General features: G+C 73.0%; 18 protein-coding genes. 9 read left to right on the plus strand and 9 right to left on the minus strand.

Annotation, left to right across the window (positions count from 1 at the left end; all coding sequences use genetic code 11):
* Positions 1 to 252, minus strand: coding sequence for a DUF4242 domain-containing protein (locus ASC64_RS15665; RefSeq protein WP_056908490.1), 252 nt, complete (start codon positions 250 to 252; stop codon positions 1 to 3).
* 77 nt (positions 253 to 329) lie between these two features.
* On the minus strand, positions 330 to 2,900 hold the full coding sequence (locus tag ASC64_RS15670; RefSeq protein WP_056908491.1) for an ATP-binding protein: 2,571 nt from the start codon (positions 2,898 to 2,900) through the stop codon (positions 330 to 332).
* Positions 2,901 to 2,996: 96 nt separating this feature from the next.
* Here ASC64_RS15670 and ASC64_RS15675 point away from each other — a divergent pair, with 96 nt between their 5' ends.
* The 3 genes from ASC64_RS15675 to ASC64_RS15685 all read left to right on the plus strand — a co-directional run bounded on the left by ASC64_RS15675 (position 2,997) and on the right by ASC64_RS15685 (position 5,467).
* Positions 2,997 to 3,779: a hypothetical protein gene (locus ASC64_RS15675; protein WP_056908492.1), complete on the plus strand. Its 783-nt coding sequence runs from the start codon at positions 2,997 to 2,999 to the stop codon at positions 3,777 to 3,779.
* A gap of 132 nt (positions 3,780 to 3,911) precedes the next feature.
* Positions 3,912 to 5,027 carry a peptide chain release factor 2 gene (gene prfB / locus ASC64_RS15680; RefSeq protein ID WP_056908493.1) on the plus strand — a complete coding sequence of 372 codons (1,116 nt, stop codon included), beginning with the start codon at positions 3,912 to 3,914 and terminating at the stop codon, positions 5,025 to 5,027.
* Positions 5,028 to 5,032: 5 nt separating this feature from the next.
* Entirely contained in the window at positions 5,033 to 5,467 is a 435-nt protein-coding gene (locus tag ASC64_RS15685; protein WP_056908494.1) for a TY-Chap domain-containing protein, read from the plus strand.
* A 10-nt stretch (positions 5,468 to 5,477) separates the two neighbouring features.
* Here the strand turns inward: ASC64_RS15685 and ASC64_RS15690 are convergent, their stop codons facing one another.
* The 7 genes from ASC64_RS15690 to ASC64_RS15720 all read right to left on the minus strand — a co-directional run bounded on the left by ASC64_RS15690 (position 5,478) and on the right by ASC64_RS15720 (position 10,282).
* On the minus strand, positions 5,478 to 6,092 hold the full coding sequence (locus ASC64_RS15690) for a hypothetical protein (RefSeq protein WP_056908495.1): 615 nt from the start codon (positions 6,090 to 6,092) through the stop codon (positions 5,478 to 5,480).
* Positions 6,089 to 6,562: a hypothetical protein gene (locus ASC64_RS15695; RefSeq protein WP_156385236.1), complete on the minus strand. Its 474-nt coding sequence runs from the start codon at positions 6,560 to 6,562 to the stop codon at positions 6,089 to 6,091. Before ASC64_RS15695 ends, ASC64_RS15690 begins: the two co-directional genes overlap by 4 nt.
* Positions 6,555 to 6,908, minus strand: a complete 354-nt coding sequence (locus tag ASC64_RS22175) for a hypothetical protein (RefSeq protein WP_056908497.1) — start codon at positions 6,906 to 6,908, stop codon at positions 6,555 to 6,557. Before ASC64_RS22175 ends, ASC64_RS15695 begins: the two co-directional genes overlap by 8 nt.
* Before the next feature lie 4 nt (positions 6,909 to 6,912).
* Positions 6,913 to 8,115: a WXG100 family type VII secretion target gene (locus ASC64_RS22180; protein ID WP_056908498.1), complete on the minus strand. Its 1,203-nt coding sequence runs from the start codon at positions 8,113 to 8,115 to the stop codon at positions 6,913 to 6,915.
* Positions 8,112 to 8,432: a hypothetical protein gene (locus ASC64_RS15710; RefSeq protein WP_156385237.1), complete on the minus strand. Its 321-nt coding sequence runs from the start codon at positions 8,430 to 8,432 to the stop codon at positions 8,112 to 8,114. The genes ASC64_RS22180 and ASC64_RS15710 overlap by 4 nt, the downstream gene beginning before the upstream one ends.
* A 145-nt stretch (positions 8,433 to 8,577) precedes the next feature.
* Entirely contained in the window at positions 8,578 to 9,783 is a 1,206-nt protein-coding gene (locus ASC64_RS15715) for a hypothetical protein (RefSeq protein ID WP_056908500.1), read from the minus strand.
* Complete coding sequence (locus tag ASC64_RS15720; RefSeq protein ID WP_056908501.1) at positions 9,776 to 10,282, minus strand: SigE family RNA polymerase sigma factor; 507 nt, start codon at positions 10,280 to 10,282, stop codon at positions 9,776 to 9,778. The genes ASC64_RS15715 and ASC64_RS15720 overlap by 8 nt, the downstream gene beginning before the upstream one ends.
* A gap of 140 nt (positions 10,283 to 10,422) precedes the next feature.
* On the opposite strand from ASC64_RS15720, the gene ftsE reads away from it, so the two are divergent.
* From ftsE to ASC64_RS15750, 6 genes are all read left to right on the plus strand, one after another.
* On the plus strand, positions 10,423 to 11,112 hold the full coding sequence (gene ftsE, locus ASC64_RS15725) for a cell division ATP-binding protein FtsE (RefSeq protein WP_056908502.1): 690 nt from the start codon (positions 10,423 to 10,425) through the stop codon (positions 11,110 to 11,112).
* A 63-nt stretch (positions 11,113 to 11,175) separates the two neighbouring features.
* Positions 11,176 to 12,087: a permease-like cell division protein FtsX gene (gene ftsX, locus ASC64_RS15730; RefSeq protein ID WP_056908503.1), complete on the plus strand. Its 912-nt coding sequence runs from the start codon at positions 11,176 to 11,178 to the stop codon at positions 12,085 to 12,087.
* Between the two features lie 120 nt (positions 12,088 to 12,207).
* Complete coding sequence (locus ASC64_RS15735) at positions 12,208 to 13,455, plus strand: M23 family metallopeptidase (protein WP_056908504.1); 1,248 nt, start codon at positions 12,208 to 12,210, stop codon at positions 13,453 to 13,455.
* 85 nt (positions 13,456 to 13,540) lie between these two features.
* Positions 13,541 to 14,020, plus strand: coding sequence for an SsrA-binding protein SmpB (smpB, locus tag ASC64_RS15740; protein WP_056908505.1), 480 nt, complete (start codon positions 13,541 to 13,543; stop codon positions 14,018 to 14,020).
* 15 nt (positions 14,021 to 14,035) lie between these two features.
* Positions 14,036 to 14,914: an amidohydrolase family protein gene (locus ASC64_RS15745; RefSeq protein ID WP_056908506.1), complete on the plus strand. Its 879-nt coding sequence runs from the start codon at positions 14,036 to 14,038 to the stop codon at positions 14,912 to 14,914.
* A 65-nt stretch (positions 14,915 to 14,979) separates the two neighbouring features.
* Positions 14,980 to 16,113, plus strand: a complete 1,134-nt coding sequence (locus tag ASC64_RS15750; RefSeq protein WP_056908507.1) for an ROK family transcriptional regulator — start codon at positions 14,980 to 14,982, stop codon at positions 16,111 to 16,113.
* Positions 16,114 to 16,149 lie beyond the last annotated feature (36 nt).

A 16,149-nucleotide genomic window follows, 5' to 3' on the forward strand; every position in this document is an offset into this window, starting at 1 on the left:
TCAGACGCCTTCCTGCACCTGGAAGATGCGGTCGGCGACCAGGCCGTGCGCCTCGCGGTGCACGGTGTTGGCGGCCTCGGCGCTCGGCGCCTCGACGAGGCAGAAGATCTGCCCCTTCTCCTCGTCGACCCAGTAGCGCTGGTAGCTGACGTCGTGCGGGCCCTGGGTGGCCAGGTCGGCCTGGTGGGCCTTGGCGACGTCGTCCATCGTGACACCGTCGCCGAGCGAGTGGACGTCCATGAAGAGAGGCATTGCGGTTTCCTTTGCGTGGGTGTGTTGCTGACCCACCAAGTGGACGCCGCCGGACCCCTCCGGCTCATCGGTAGCCGCTACCCAGAAGAGGCGTCGGCACTACCTGTCTCCAGCTCGCGCCGGCTACGTACGCCGACCTTGCCGAGGATCGCTGCGACGTGGTGCTCGGCGGTGCGCCGCGAGATCACGAGCGCCTCGGCGATCGCGGCGTCGCTCAGCCCGCGCGCGACGAGCTGGAGCACCTCCTGCTCGCGGGGCGTCAGGCCGTGCGGGTGGCTGCTCGCCCGGGTCGCGCGCGGCACCGGCGCGCCCAGCGCCTGCAACGACGTACGCGCGCGGGCTGCGGCCGCCGTGGCGCCCTGCCGGTCGAAGAGCCGGACCGCGTCGGTGAGCAGCGCGACCTCGCCGCTGCGGGCCAGCGCCAGCGCCTGCTCGAACGGCGACTCCAGCGACGCCCACAGCGCGGCCGCCTCCGCCCAGCGACCCTCGCGCTCCAGGGCGTAGGGCGGTGCCACCGGCACCCCCGCGTCGACACCGGCAGGCAACCAGGTGGCGACCTCGCCACGGTGCCACGGGCAGTCCACCTCGTCGACGTGCGGCCACGCCGCGCGGGCGACCTGCATGATGGCGTCGTCGTCACCGGCGATCCACGCGGCCTCGCACCGCGCTGACGTCGTCGGCCCGATCCGCTGCGCCTCGGCCATCGCCTCCGACATCTCGACCGCCCGGGCGAAGGCCTCGTCGGGCGCGCCGGTGCCGGCCCGCGCGTCGAGCTGCGCGAGCACGAGCAGCGGCTCGAGCGACCCCACGGCACTCGACCCGCTGCGCATCACCGCGACGGCATCGGCCCGGGCCGCGGCCTCCTCGCCGCGGTCGAGGTGCATCCGGGAGCGCCAGCCCAGCAGGTAGCCGGTCCACGAGTCGAGGTCGCGGTCGGTGCAGTAGATGAGGCCCTCGTCGAGCCAGCGGCAGGCGTCGGCGTGCCGTCGCTGGGTGACGGCGGTGGAGGAGAGGTTGCAGTAGGCCCGCGCGGCGTGCTCCTGCAGGTTGGCGGCGCGGGCGCCCTCGAGCGACTGCTCGAGCATCTGCTTCCCGTGCACGAGGTCGCCGGCAGCGATCTCGATGGTGCCGAGGTTGTTGAGCGCGTGGACCCGCACGTCCCGGCCCGCGCCGTCCGGCAGGCCGTCGAGCACGGTGAGGGTGCGCTCGCCCCAGTCGCGCGTCGGCGCGAGCTGGGTCTTGAGCATCGACAGGCCCGCCCGGTTGCTCAGGGCCATCGCCTGCTCGACCGAGCCGGTGCCCTCGAGCAGCTCGACCGCGCGGTCGGCGCACGCGCGGGCCTCGTCGTTCTGGCCGGCGAACCACTGCAGCCGTGACTGGCAGCGCCACGCGTCGCCGACCCGCAGCGTCTCGCCGAGGGTGTCCCACAGGTCACGCGCCCGGCCGACGGTCTCGATCGACTCGGCGATGCGGTTGGTCAGGTAGTACTCGTAGCCCAGGTCCCAGAGCAGCTGGGCGCGCTCGTCGGGCGGCAGGTCGTCGGCGTGGCGCAGGGCGCGTTCGTACTGGCGGGAGGCCTCGCGGTGCGCGCCCAGCTCGGCGGCGCTCGCCGCCGCGGCGCGGGCGTGGACGAGGACCGACGCGCCGTCGCCGGCCGCCTCCGCGTGGTGGGCCAGTCGCGCGGGGTCGGCGCCCCGCTCGGAGAGGGCCGCGTGGAGGCGGCGGTGCAGGTGGACCGCGCGACCCGCGGGGATCTCCTCGAGCACCGCCAGCCGGGCGAGCTCGTGCCGGAAGAGGACGTCGTCGCCCGAGCGGCGCAGCAGCCCGCGCGAGAGCGGCTCGTCCAGCCCCGACAGGCTGTCGTGCAGCAGGGCCCCGAGCAGGCCGGACTCGGCGCGCGAGCCGGCGAGCGCCACCAGCTCGAGCGCCCGCTGGCTCGCCTCGTCGAGCCGGGCCACCCGTGCGAGCACGGCGTCGCGGACGGTCTGGGGGAGCTCGCCGCGCGAGGCGAGCGCCTCGGTGACGAAGAACGGGTTGCCGCCGGTCACCGCGTGCAGCTCGGCGGCGGCCGGCCCGGTGGTGCCGTGCTCGGCGGCGAGGGCGGCGACGCCCTCCACAGTCAGCGGAGCGAGGTCCATCCGGCGGGTGCCGGTCGCTGACGCAGTGTCGCCGAGCAGCACGCGGAGCCCGTCACCGACGGTCGTGTCCTCGGGGCGGTAGCTCACCATCACCAGCGCGCGGCACGCGTGGACCCGGCGAGCGAGGTGGCGCACCAGGTCGAGCGTCGCCTCGTCGGCCCAGTGCGCGTCCTCCACGACCAGCACGTACGGCGTACCGCCGGGCGGGTCGCGCAGCGCGGCCAGGACGTTGGCGAACAGCTGTGACCGGGAGGCGCCGTCGGGCCAGACGCCAGCTGGCAGGTCGGGCAGCATGTCGACGAGCGGGCCCAGCGGGGGCGGGGTCGCCGAGCCGTCGCACCAGCCGACGGCCACGTGGGCGTCGGCCCGGGCCGAGACCTCCTCGACGAAGCTCGTCTTGCCCACCCCGGCCTCACCGCCGACGTAGACCAGACGCCCGTGACCCGCAGCGGCATCGGTGAGGTAGCCGGCCGCGGCCCGCAGGTGCTCGTCGCGCTCGAGCAGCGTCATGGCCCGATGCTAGAACCGCGGCAACTTTTCGGGGACCCCTAGAGTCTCCACCACACAAGGGCCGTTCGGCCGCAGCTCACACCACGGGGAACCACCATGAACCGCATCACCGCCTTCACCGCGGCGGCAGCCCTGGCCGTCGCTCCGCTCGCCCTCGCGACGCCCTCCACGGCCGCGCCCGCCAAGGCCGGCTCCTACAGCGTGACCGCCAAGGTCAACAAGACCGTCGCCATCGGCGAGGAGACCCTCATCAAGGTGAAGGGCAAGGTGACCCCGAAGGCCGCGGGCCAGAAGGTCGTCCTCCAGCAGCGCGTGGGCAACAAGAAGTCGTGGAAGTCCACGGGCACCGCCAAGATCAAGCGCAACGGCCGCTACGTGCTCAAGGACGACCCGTCGACGCCGGGCAAGCGCCAGTACCGCGTCCTCAAGCCGGCCTCGAACGGTGTGAAGAAGGGCTTCAGCCCGACCCTCGACGTCGAGGTCTACAGCTGGGGTCGGCTGACCGCCCGGGCGGCCGGTCCGGCGCAGAACGTCCAGTTCAACGGCGCGCTCATCGCCACCGACTACTACGCCGGCAGCGTCCTGACCGCCACGCCGGGCACGGCGTCGTCGATCGAGTACACGCTGGGTCGCAAGTGCCTCCAGCTGCGGGCGACGTACGCCCTCACCGACCAGTCGGCGAGCGGCTCCAGCGGCGCCGTCACCGTCACCGCCGACGGCGCGGTCAAGTCCAGCCACGCCCTCGCGGTCGGCACCGTCGTGGCCGACGAGGTCGTCGACATCAAGGACGCGTTCCGCATCAAGTTCGACCTCAGCACGAGCGCCGCGCCGGCCGGCTACGCCGCCGTCGCCACGCCCGAGGTGCTCTGCACCCGCTGACAGCACGCCAGCGCACGATCCGCAGCGGCGGGCACGTCCGGGGATACAGGCTCCCCGGGGGTGTCCGCCGCTGCTTCGTCCCGGGGCGGCCGATCGGGCAGCTGCTGGCGTTTGCCCGTAGTCTTGCGCCTTGTGGCAGGCATCGACTTCGACGTAGAGATCAAGCAGCTCCGGGCGACCATGAAGACCGTCGGTCAGGTCCTCAACCTCGACCGGATGCGCGGTGAGATCGCCGACCTCAGTGAGCAGGTCGCCGCACCCGACCTCTGGGACGACGTGGAGAGCGCCACGCGCATCACCGGCCGCCTCTCCGCGCTGCAGGGCGAGCTCGACCGCTTCACCAGCCTGGAGGGTCGCATCGAGGACCTCGCGCTGATGGTCGAGATGGGCCAGGAGGAGGGCGACGCCGACACGCTCGCCGACTCCGAGGCCGAGCTGGGCCGGATCAAGAAGTCCGTCGAGTCGCTCGAGATCCGCACCCTGCTGTCCGGTGAGTACGACGAGCGCGAGGCGATCGTCACCATCCGCTCGGGCGCCGGTGGCGTGGACGCCGCCGACTTCGCCGAGATGCTGATGCGGATGTACACGCGCTGGGCCGAGCAGCACAAGTACGGCGTCGAGGTCTACGACGTCTCCTACGCCGAGGAGGCGGGCATCAAGTCCGCCGAGTTCGCCATCCACGCCCCCTACGCCTACGGCACGCTCTCGGTCGAGGCCGGCACCCACCGCCTCGTGCGGATCAGCCCGTTCGACAACCAGGGCCGCCGCCAGACGTCGTTCGCCGCCGTCGAGGTCGTCCCGATGATGGAGCAGACCGACGAGATCGAGGTGGACGAGAACGACATCCGCACCGACGTCTTCCGCTCCGGCGGCCCGGGCGGCCAGTCGGTCAACACCACCGACTCCGCGGTCCGGCTGACCCACATCCCCACCGGCATCGTGGTGTCCTGCCAGAACGAGAAGTCGCAGCTGCAGAACAAGGCGTCCGCGATGGTCGTCCTCAAGGCCAAGCTGCTCGCGCAGAAGAAGGCCGAGGAGGCCGCGCTCAAGAAGGACCTCAAGGGCGACGTCGCGGCCAGCTGGGGCGACCAGATGCGCAACTACGTGCTCAACCCCTACCAGATCGTCAAGGACCTGCGCACCGGCCACGAGTCCGGCAACCCCAGCTCCGTGTTCGACGGTGACCTCGACGACTTCATGGAGGCCGGCATCCGCTGGCGCCGTGGCGCGGAGAAGGTCGAGGCCTGAGCCGGATGACGTCCTGGGAGGACGTCCGCGCGCGGCTCGAGAGCGAGCTGCTCACGCTCGACGACGGGGAGTTCGTCGTCGTGGGCGAGCCCGAACCCGCCCGCCCGCCGGCGCGCGGCCTGCTGCGCAGGCGACCGGCTCCCGAGCCGACCCGCTACGTCCAGCTCCGGCGCGACGGTGACCACCTCTACGCCGAGTGCGTGGGTGCCACCTCCTTCGGGGGCGACTGGGACGTCGACGAGGTCACGCACGAGCGGATGCGCGATCTCGGCTGGCTCGTCCCGGGGGAGCAGGACGCGACGGGCATGCAGCCGTCGTACCCCAACTACTGGAAGGTCCTCCCGCGCGCGGAGGCCGGTCGGGTCGCGACCGCCTGCACCGACGCGCTCGCGCTCCTCGGCGCGGACCCCGCCACCGTGGAGTGGCGGCGCGACTCCTGACCGCGCGTCGTCAGGAGGCCGGGGCGAGTGCCTCGGGAGGCAGCGCCGTGGTGAAGACCCGGTAGAGCGAGGTCGCCGACACCGGGACCAGCTCGCCCGCCTCGTCGTCGAGCACGTGGAGGCCGGCAGGACCGTCGACCACGACCAGGTCGCGGTGCTCGCCGTCCCATCCCACCCGTAGCCGCCACGCCAGCGTGGCCGCCGCCTCCTGCAGCACCCCCTGGCGTACGGCGTCGTCCGCGGACAGCAGCCGCGTCGCCGCCTCGGCCGGGGCAGCGCGACGCTCGCCCCCGGCTGCCCGGCGGGGGCCGGTGCGCGTCATCCGCACCAGCGCCGCCGCGAGGTGCGAGGGCGGCAGGACCATGAGCTGGTGGAGACCGGGGCGGACGGCCAGGAGGACCACAGCACGGTCGGCGTCCACCGAGGCGCGGTGCAGCTGGACCGTGGCGCCGGCGAGGAGGACCTCGAGGGTGACCAGGGGACTGCGCAGGGTGGCCAGCGCGGCGCCGAGCCCGGCACGCTCCAGCTCGCGGACCGTGCCCGGGTCGAGGTCGTCCCCGCCCGGCAGGACGGCGGCGACCCCCGCGTCGTCGAGGCGGACCACGCCGTCCTGCACCGTGATCACGTCGCCTCCCCGGACGGGGGACCGGTCAACGGGCGCCACGCCTCGGGGAGGTCGGCCAGCTCGTCGGCCAGCGCGTCGTAGGACCAGGTCTCGACCGTCGCGGTGAGCGTCCACCCGCGGTCGTCGTCGGCCACGAACCACTGCTCCATGGTCAGTGCGCGGGCCGAGGCGTCGACGTGGTGGGCCAGGCGGCGGCCACCGGGACGCCCGTCGATCTCGAGGCGCTCCAGGTCGACGAGGACGTAGTCCTGCAGCATCGTCGGGAGCACCTCGTCCGAGGCGACCTGCCAGTCGCGGAAGGTCAGGCCGCCCAGCGCGTCGCACGTGAGCACCAGGTTGGCACGGAAGCGGTCGGGTGCGTCGAGGTCGGCCGGTTCGACGGCGGTCCACACCGTGCCGGGCAGTGGCCGTGCGACCTTGTCCCAGCCCTGCGGCACAGCCGGCGGGGAGAAGCGAGGGAGGTCAGTCACGCGCGCTCCGGCGGCGCGGACCGACCTGCTCGCGGTACCACCGCGGCTGCACGGCTGCGGGCACGGGGAGCGGCAGCGCCGCGAAGGCCAGCCACGTCACGAGCCCGAGGGCCACCAGCAGCACGCCGGGCCACGTCGGCAGGTCCAGGCGCTCGGCCGCGCCGAGGAGCGCGCCACCGAGCAGCGCGACCGCGAGCGCCGGCCAGAGGACCAGGACGTTGCGCTGCGCGAAGTCGCGGTGCGTGCCGCGCGCCCACCGGCGCGCGGCAGCGGACCGGCCGAGACGTTGCCAGGTGTTGAAGGAGGCGAGGGCGAGACCGCCCAGCAGCATGAGCACGTAGATCATCTGTTCAGTCCCAGAAGCTGATCGCGTCGCCGACGTCGGACAGGGCGTCGCCGGCGTCGGAGAGCTGGTCGCCGGCCCAGTCGGCCGCTGCGTCGGCCGCCTCGCCGACCGGGTCGAGGATGGCCTGGCCGACCTCGGAGCCGACGAAGCCGCCGACCGCTCCGCCCACCAGGCCGCCGACCACGCCGCCCACGACGGTGCCGACGCCCGGGCAGATCGCGGTGCCGATCGCACCGCCGGCCCAGGCGCCGCCCTGCGCGCCCGCCCAGGCGCCGGCGGCGGTCGTGGCACCCATCGTGGCGGCGCGGGTGCCCTGCTCGACGTCGCCCATCGACGGGTCGTCGGCGTCGGCCTGCCACTGGTTCCACCCCGCGCTGACGGCGGTGACCACGGTGCCGGCCCGGCCGGCCCACTTGCCGGCCGTCGCCCAGCCGTTGCGCGCGGCGGCGCTGTAGGGCCGGGCGTGGAAGTTCTTGGTGTCGGTGGCGGCCCAGGCGCGCTGCCAGAAGCTCATGCCGCTCGCGCTGCCGAACCGGCCGTTGATCCTGGGCTGGAAGAGGCCGTAGCGGCCGTTGACCATCCAGCCGACCCCGGCGCCCATCCCGAGGCCGCCGAGCCCGAACAGCCAGGCACCGATGTCGTCGCCGTCGGCGAAGTCGGGCGGAAGGAAGCCGAGGCGCTGCAGCAGGTCGACGACGAACCCGTCGCCGGTCGACTTCGTGACCCCGTCGCCGAGCCGCTTGTGCGCCTCCTGCTCCTTGGTGCGTGCCGCGTCGGCGACCTCCACGGCCTCGTTCCAGGCCTTGACGACGTCGTTGTGCGCCGTCGCCTGCTCGGGCGTCGGGTCGGTGGGCGCCACGGGCCGCACCAGCGAGTCGCCGCTCGTGCGGACGCCGCCGGCGACGCCGACGCTGCGGGCGTGCGCCATCCGCGACCGGACCACGTCCAGCTCGCCGGCGAAGTCGGTGAGCGCGGTCGCCAGGCCCTCGAGGCGGTGGTCGAGCTCGCGCAGGTCCTTGACCGCCGCGTCGACGCGGAGCTCGAAACCGGCCCCCGCCCGGCCCTGCCAGGTGCCGGTGGCCGTCGCGGCACGGCGTACGTCGCCGGCGGCCCGGGTCACGGTCGAGCGGGCGGTGCCGACGTCGGTGGCGGCGGTGCGGCAGGACGCCGGGTCGCCGTGGACGACGAGGTCGAGGAGGTCGCTCATGGGGCCAGCACCGCTCTGCGCTGCTGCGAGGACGCCGCGACCGCCTGGTCGGTCGCGCGCACGTCGGCGGCGGTGGTGCGCAGGGACTCGGCCGTGGAGCCCACCTCCGTCGCGACGGCCGCGACCGCCTCGGCGAGGGCGGCCAGAGCGGTGGCGACCTCGTCGGTCGACACGCCCAGGTCGGGTCGGGTGCGCAGGCCGGGGGCGCCGTCGGCGAGCTCGGTGCCGGTGGCCTCGAGGATCCCGGCCGCCGACTCCAGGGCGGCAGGGTCCACCTGCAGTCCTCCGGCGGGTCCTCCGGTGCTGGGCGACGTCATGGCCTCGATCCTCCCACCCGCGCGCCGGTCCGAAACCTCCCGGGCCCGTCCCCGGATCCGGGTTTCGGCCGGCGGGCCCCCGATCCGTCATACGAACACGGACGCATCGCATCGGATCCGCATGACGGATCCCAGCGCACCGGACTCACCTCCAGGGCAGTTGCAGCCACCCGTCGAGGACCTCGGCGACGGCCTCGTCGACGCCCTCGGGCGCAGGCCCCGGCGCGGCGTCCACCGCCACGACCCCCACGCGGTCGCCGACCGCGCCGAGCCACACCGCGCCGTGCCCGTCGTCGTCCTCGTAGGTGGCGAGGATGGTCCCGTTCGCGAGCGTGCGCACCGTCATGTCGGCGCAGCCGCGGACCTCCTCCAGCATCCGGTCGGCGGTGTGCCGGGCGGTCTCCTCGTCGGTGAACCCGCCGAGCGTCCAGGTGACGCCACGCGGCGTGCCCGACGACGAGCTGGCCAGCGCTCCCTCGGAGGCCTCGACCGAGAGGCACGGGGCGTTCGGGACCCCTGAGGCGTCGCGGCGTGTCGAAGCTCGCCACCCCGCGAGCGCGTCAGTCAGGTCGCTGTCCATGACCTCCGGCAGCTGGGGCACCTGGACGGCGGCAGGGGCGTCGGGCTCGTCCTCGAAGCTCTCCTGGACCTCGCCCGACCGCAGCCCGGCCACGACGGCCTCGGCCACGCGGTCGACGACGTCCGGTGGGGCGACGCCGGCACGACCTCCGACCTCGAAGGTCAGGCGTCGCGCGCCGACCTGCGTGGTCCACACGTCGGTCATGGCCGTGTCCGCGTCGGACGGAGCCACGGCGACGTGGCGCACCTCCGTGCCGTCGACCTCGATCGTCGTTGCTCCCGTGCAGGCGCCGTAGGCCGCCTCCTGCTCCTCCTGGGCCGTCGCCGCGTCGGGGTAGTCGGTGAAGAGGGCCTGGCCGATGGCGAAGTCGTCGCCCAGGAACCGGGAGATGCCGCCACCCGTCCCGGGTTCCTTCGTCCGCCCGTCCTCGGTCGCGAAGCAGGCGGGCAGGGCGAACCCGCCCCCGCCCTTGGGGGAGTAGCGCTCCCACGGCTCCCACCCCGTGAGCCATCCCTGGGTGGCCGCCTCGAGCGCCGCGGCGTCGAGCGGGGCGCCGCCTGCTCCGCCGGCGACGTCTCCGGACATATGCAGCCGGGGTGCTGCCACCCCGGCGCCCACGACGACGAGCGCGGCGAGCGCCACGGCGCCCACCCGCGTACGCCGTCGCCTCCGCGCCGTCGTCACCGCGGCGGCGGCGCCGGGGGAGGGGGCGTGGGCGAGGTCCCGGGTGAGGGACTCGAAGGCGCGGTCGAGCCGGTCGAGGTCAGACATGGGTGCGGGCTCCGTTCGGCTCGTCGGCGAGCAGGGGGGCGAGGGCAGCACGACCGCGGGAGAGCCGGGCCTTGATGGTGCCGACGGGCGAGTGCTCGAGGCGGGCGACCTCGTCGACGGCCAGGTCGGCCAGGTGGTGCAGGACGATGGCCCGTCGCTGGGCCTCGGGGATCTGCTGCAGCGCCTGCACGAGCGCGGTCGTGGTCTCGTCCGGGGGAGCGGCGACGGCCTCGGTGCGGTTGCGGGCCAGCCACGAGGCGGCGACCTTGCTGCGGCGCCAGCGGCTCACCGACAGCCGGGTCGCGACCTGCCGCACCCAGGCGGCGGGCTGGTCGTAGCGCGACACCTTGCCCCAGTGCGACCACGCCTTCACGTAGGCCTCCTGGGCCAGCTCCTCCGCCACGCCACGGTCCCCGGTGAGGGCGTACGTCACCGCGAGCGTGCGCGGCCACGTGGCGGCGTAGAAGTCGGCGAAGTCGCCCTCCGCGCTGTCCGGCATCCGGATCCCCCGTTCGACCCACCTGTCAGGGCGCCCTTGTCGGGTGCTGTCACCCACCCAACACGCTCGCCGTGCCGGGGCGGTTGCACCGCGGCGCGGGTTTTCGGGATTGCACGCACCCCTCACGTAGCCTCGACGCCGTGATTCGCTTCGAGAAGGTCACCAAGACCTATCCCGGCCACCCCCACCCCGCCCTCGACAACATCTCCGTCGACGTCGAGAAGGGGGAGTTCGTCTTCCTCGTCGGATCCTCGGGCTCCGGGAAGTCGACCTTCCTGCGCCTCGTGCTGCGCGAGTACCGCCCGACCACCGGGCGCGTCTACGTCGCCGGCAAGGAGATCAACCGGCTCGCGAGCTGGAAGGTGCCGCGGCTGCGCCGCGACATCGGCACCGTCTTCCAGGACTTCCGCCTGCTGCCCAACAAGACGGTCACCGAGAACGTCGCCTTCGCGCTGCAGGTGATCGGCAAGTCGCGCAAGGAGATCAAGGACGTCGTCCCCGAGACGCTGGAGCTGGTGGGCCTCAGCGGCAAGGGCGACCGGATGCCCGACGAGCTCTCCGGCGGTGAGCAGCAGCGCGTCGCGGTGGCGCGCGCCTTCGTCAACCGGCCGATGATCCTCATCGCCGACGAGCCCACCGGAAACCTCGACCCCACGACGTCGGTCGGCATCATGAAGCTGCTCGACCGCATCAACCGCACCGGGACGACGGTCGTGATGGCCACCCACGACGCCGGCATCGTCGACCAGATGCGCAAGCGCGTCATCGAGCTCGAGGACGGCCACGTCGTGCGCGACCAGGCGCAGGGCGTCTACGGCCACCAGAACTGACGCTCCTCTCCACCCACCTCTCCACACCCAGGTCTTCCCCCACAGATCGAGAGCCCCCACTCCATGCAGCTTCGCTACGTCTACTCCGAGCTCGGCCAGGGCCTGCGCCGCAACCTGTCCATGCACCTCGCAGTGGTGCTGACGCTCTTCGTGTCGCTGACGCTGGTCGGCATCGGCGTGCTGTTCAACCAGCAGGCCGCCAGGGCCGCGGACCACTGGGGCAACCAGCTCCAGATCACCGTCTACCTCTGCCGGGCCAACGACAGCAGCGCGGTGTGCCCCAACGCCGTCACGGACGCGCAGAAGACCGAGATCTCGCAGGTCGTGGAGGACAACCCCGAGGTCGACGACTTCCACTTCGAGTCCAGCGAGGAGGCGCTCGACAAGGCGCGCGAGCTCTACGGCGACGAGCTGTTCTCCGGCGACAACCCGGCGATCACCGCCGAGGACATGCCCCAGACGATCTGGATCACGCTGCACGACCCGGAGAAGTACGAAGGCATCACCAGCGCCGTGCAGGGGCTCGACGGTGTCTCGAAGGTCCGCGACATGCGTGAGCAGGTGGCGCCGATCCTGGAGTCGATCAACATGCTCCAGTGGGTGGCGCTCGGCACGGCCGGGTTCCTGGTCTTCGCCGCGCTGCTCCTGGTCGCCAACACCATCCGGCTCGCCGCGTTCGCGCGCCGCAAGGAGATCGGCATCATGCGGCTGGTGGGCGCCTCCACGCTCTACATCGCGCTGCCGTTCCTCCTCGAGGCGCTGGTCACCGCGCTCATCGGAGTCGCGCTCGCCGGCGGGGCGCTGTGGGGCTTCATGTACTTCGGCATCGACGAGCTCTCGCAGAACCGGCTGAAGTTCGTGCCCTGGATCGGCTGGGACGAGTTCTGGCTCGCCGCCGGCTCCGTGGCGATCCTCGGCCCGCTGCTGACGTTGCTCCCGACACTCGTGTTGACGCGCAAATACCTCAAAGTCTGATTCGCGGAGGTTAGCGTCTAGGCGTCGTCCCGGTCTCGGCCCGGGAAGGCGACCTTCCCCGCTTCCCCAACGCAAAGGCTTCCCCCGGTGCGTACCTTCCCCCGTACCGCTCATCGCCGCATGGCCGCGCTCGTCGTGGTCATGGCCCTGGGCGTCTCCACGGTCCCCTCAGCGCAGGCAGACGACCTCAAGGACAAGAAGCACAAGGTCGAGCGCCAGCTCAAGGGCGCCCACAAGGACCTCGGCGAGTCGAGCGCCAGGCTGCGCAAGGCCAGCGCGCGCTTCGAGGCCGCACACGAGCAGCTCGCCGTCGCCAAGACCCGGCTCGCCACGGCGCGGGGCAAGGTTGAGGTCGCCCGCGAGAAGGACGCCGAGATGCAGGCCGAGCTGGCGCAGGCCGAGGCCGACCTCGCTGCCGCCGAGGACGCGCTGGCCCAGGGGCAGGTCGACCGCGAGAAGCAGCGCCAGCGCGTCGCCACGACCGTCGCCGACATGTACTCCGAGGGCGACCCGGAGCTGATCGCCTTCTCCTCCCTCATCGACGCCGAGTCGACCGAGGAGCTCACCCGCCGCGACGGCGTGCGTGACGTGGTGGTCGGGCAGGAGGCCAGGGCGTACGACGAGCTGAAGGCCGCCGAGGTCCTCCTCGAGGTCCAGGAGCAGCAGGTCGCCGACGCGCGCGACGACGTGGCCGCCAAGCGGCAGGCCGCAGCCGAGCACCTCACCCTGATGCAGTCCCTCGAGAGCGAGCAGCAGGCCGCCAAGGACTCGGTCGTCTCGCTCGTCATCGAGCGCCGCGACGCGAAGGGCGAGGCGCAGAAGGCGCGCGCCCAGGACGTCGCCAAGCTCCGCACGCTCGCAGCGCAGCAGAAGAAGATCGAGGAGATGCTCCGCAAGCGGGCCCTGGCGGCGCTCCGCCGGGCACGCGCCGAGGCACGCGCGCACGCGCGGTCCCAGGCCGGCAGCCCGTCGGGCGGCCTGCTGGCCCACCCCGTCGACGGCTACGTCACCTCGCCCTTCGGTTACCGCGAGCACCCGATCTACCACTACTGGGGCCTGCACGACGGCGTCGACTTCGGCGGCGGGTGCGGCACCCCGCTCAAGGCCGCAGCACCCGGCCGGGTCGTGGCGTCGTACTGGAGCGACGTCTACGGCCACCGTCTGGTCATCGACCACGGGGTGATCGCCGGTCGCGGCATCGCCACCATCTACAACCACGCCAGCAGCTACAACGTGGGCGTGGGCGCGCAGGTCGCCGAGGGCCAGGTGATCGGCTACGAGGGCTCCACCGGCTGGTCCACCGGCTGCCACCTCCACTTCACGGTGATGGCCAACGCCCAGGCCGTCGACCCGATGAACTGGTTCTGACTCCCTCCTCGGTGGTTGAGGTGCGAGCGAAGCGAGCCTCGAAACCGCCGTGCACGCGCGTGGAGCCCTCTGGGAGAATGGACCCATGGCGAAGGAGCAGGGCCAGAAGATGGTCGCGCAGAACAAGAAGGCGCGCCACGACTACCACATCGAGGACACGTGGGAGGCCGGCCTCGTCCTGATGGGGACCGAGGTGAAGTCGCTGCGCCAGGGCCGCGCGTCCCTCGTCGACGGGTTCGCCGAGATCGACAACGGCGAGGCGTGGCTGCTCGGGGTGCACATCCCCGAGTACAGCCAGGGCACCTGGACCAACCACGCGGCCCGCCGCCGCCGCAAGCTGCTGCTCAACCGCTCCGAGATCGACAAGATCGAGCGCAAGATCACCGACAAGGGCTACACGCTCGTGCCGCTGGCGCTCTACTTCAAGGACGGTCGCGCCAAGGTGGAGATCGCCCTCGCGAAGGGCAAGAAGTCCTACGACAAGCGGCACACCCTCGCCGAGCGCACCGCCAACCGCGAGAAGGTGGAGGCGGTCCAGCGCCGGCTCAAGGGACACCGGGACTGAGCCGGGGCTGGTGACGTGACCGACCCCCGCGCCTTCGCCGAGGCGCTCGGCCTCCCCGGCCTGCAGGACATCCACACCCACTTCCTGCCGCCGCGGGTGATGGCCAAGGTGCGCGCGCAGTTCGACTCCGCTGGCCCGCTGATCGGCCGGGCGTGGCCGCTGCACTACCGCGACGACGACGACGCCCTGGTCGAGACGCTCCGCTCCTTCGGCGTGCGCCGCTTCACCGCGCTGCCCTACGCCCACAGGCCCGGCATGGCCGAGTTCCTCAACGACTGGGCCGCCGGCTTCGCCGCCCGGGTGCCCGAGGCGGCGGTCTGCGGGACCTTCTTCCCCGAGCCCGGCGTGACGGCGTACGTCGCCTCGCGTTCGGAGGCGGTCGAGGTCTGGAAGGTCCACGTCCAGGTCGGCGCCTTCACCGTCACCGACCCACTGCTCGACGAGGCCTGGGGGTCGATCGCCGAGACGGGCACGCCAGTGGTGCTGCACGCCGGCAGCGGCCCTGTGCCCACCGAGCACACCGGCCCCGGGCCGGTGGCCGGGCTGCTGGCCCGCCACCCGCGGCTGCGCCTGGTGATCGCCCACGCCGGCGCCCCGGAGTACGCCGAGTTCCTCGGCCTCGCCGAGTCCCACGAGCGGGTCGCGCTCGACACCACGATGGCCTTCACGCCGTTCTTCGACGAGATGGGGGGCGCGTACCCGACCGACCTGCTCCCGCGGCTGCGCGACCTGGGCCTGGCGGGCAGGGTGCACCTCGGCAGCGACTTCCCGAACATCCCCTACGCCTACGGCGAGCAGCTCGACGCGCTGACCCGGCTGGGCCTGGGGGAGGAGTGGCTGCGCGCCGTGTGCTGGGACAACACCGCCGCCCTGCTGGACGGATCGCTGGACTGATCCACCGCAGTGATCTCGCGGGACCCTCTTGACGAGGGATAAGTAAGTGCGGTGAACTAACTAATGTGACCCCGAACACACCGGTAGGACGCCCGCTGCGACCACAGGGCAAGCTCCTCCAGGAGGACGCCCGCCGCCACCACCGCTCCCTGCTGCTGCAGCAGCTGTTCCGCGAGGGCCCGGCCAGCCGCGCCGACCTCGCCCGGGCGAGCGGCCTGACCCGCGTGACGGTCTCCGACCTCGTCGGCGAGATGCTCTCCGAGGGGTTCGTCACCGAGCTCGGTGCCCCCGCCGAGAGCCGCGTCGGCAAGCCCCCCACGCTCGTCGGCCTGGCGGCCGACTCCCACCACATCATCGCCCTCGACCTCTCCGAGACCGACCGGATGTCCGGTGCCGTGGTCAACCTGGCCGGCACCGTCCTGTCGCGCCACGAGGTGCACGTCGACGGCGCCGAGGGGGAGCAGGCCGTGCAGCTCGTCCTGCAGCTGGCCGCGGAGCTCATGGAGATGACCGAGCGCCCCGTGCTGGGCATGGGTGTCGGCAGCCCGGGTGTCGTCGACACCTCCGGCACCGTCATCGACGCCCCCAACCTGGCGTGGAGCGACACCCCGCTCGCGGCCCGCCTCGCCGAGGTCTTCGACGTCCCGGTCTTCGTCGCCAACGACGCCAACGCGGCCGTCCTCGGCGAGCACACCTTCGGCGAGTCCGGCGACGGCGGCCTGATGGTCATCCGGGTCGGCACCGGTGTCGGCGCCGGCCTGGTCCTGGGCGGCTCGTTGCTCCACGGCCACCTCGGGGCCTCGGGCGAGATCGGCCACGTCGTGGTCGACCCCGACGGCGAGCGCTGCGCCTGCTCGCGCACCGGCTGCCTGGAGACGGTCCTTTCGGCGCCGCGGCTGCGCCGTCGTACGGCCGAGCCCGGCGTCGACGTGCCCGCCGCACTCGCCGAGGTCGGCACCCGGCTGGGAGAGGTGCTGGCGCCCATCGTCGCCGCCCTCAACCTCCACGAGATCGTGCTCAGCGGCCCCGCTGAGCTTCTCGGCGGTCCGCTGCTCGACGCGGCGGACCGGACCATCCGCGAACGGACGATGCCGGTCAGCTCGGCCGGCCTCACCGTCCGCTCCTCCAAGCTCGGAGATGACGTCGTGGTCGTTGGTGCGGCCGTCCTCGTCCTCGCCGGCGAGCTGGGCGTCTCGTGAGCCCCGCTACCCCAACAGGTACCCGCACGAGGTACA

It is taken from the genome of Nocardioides sp. Root122 (assembly GCF_001425025.1).
Classification (GTDB): Bacteria; Actinomycetota; Actinomycetes; order Propionibacteriales; family Nocardioidaceae; genus Nocardioides.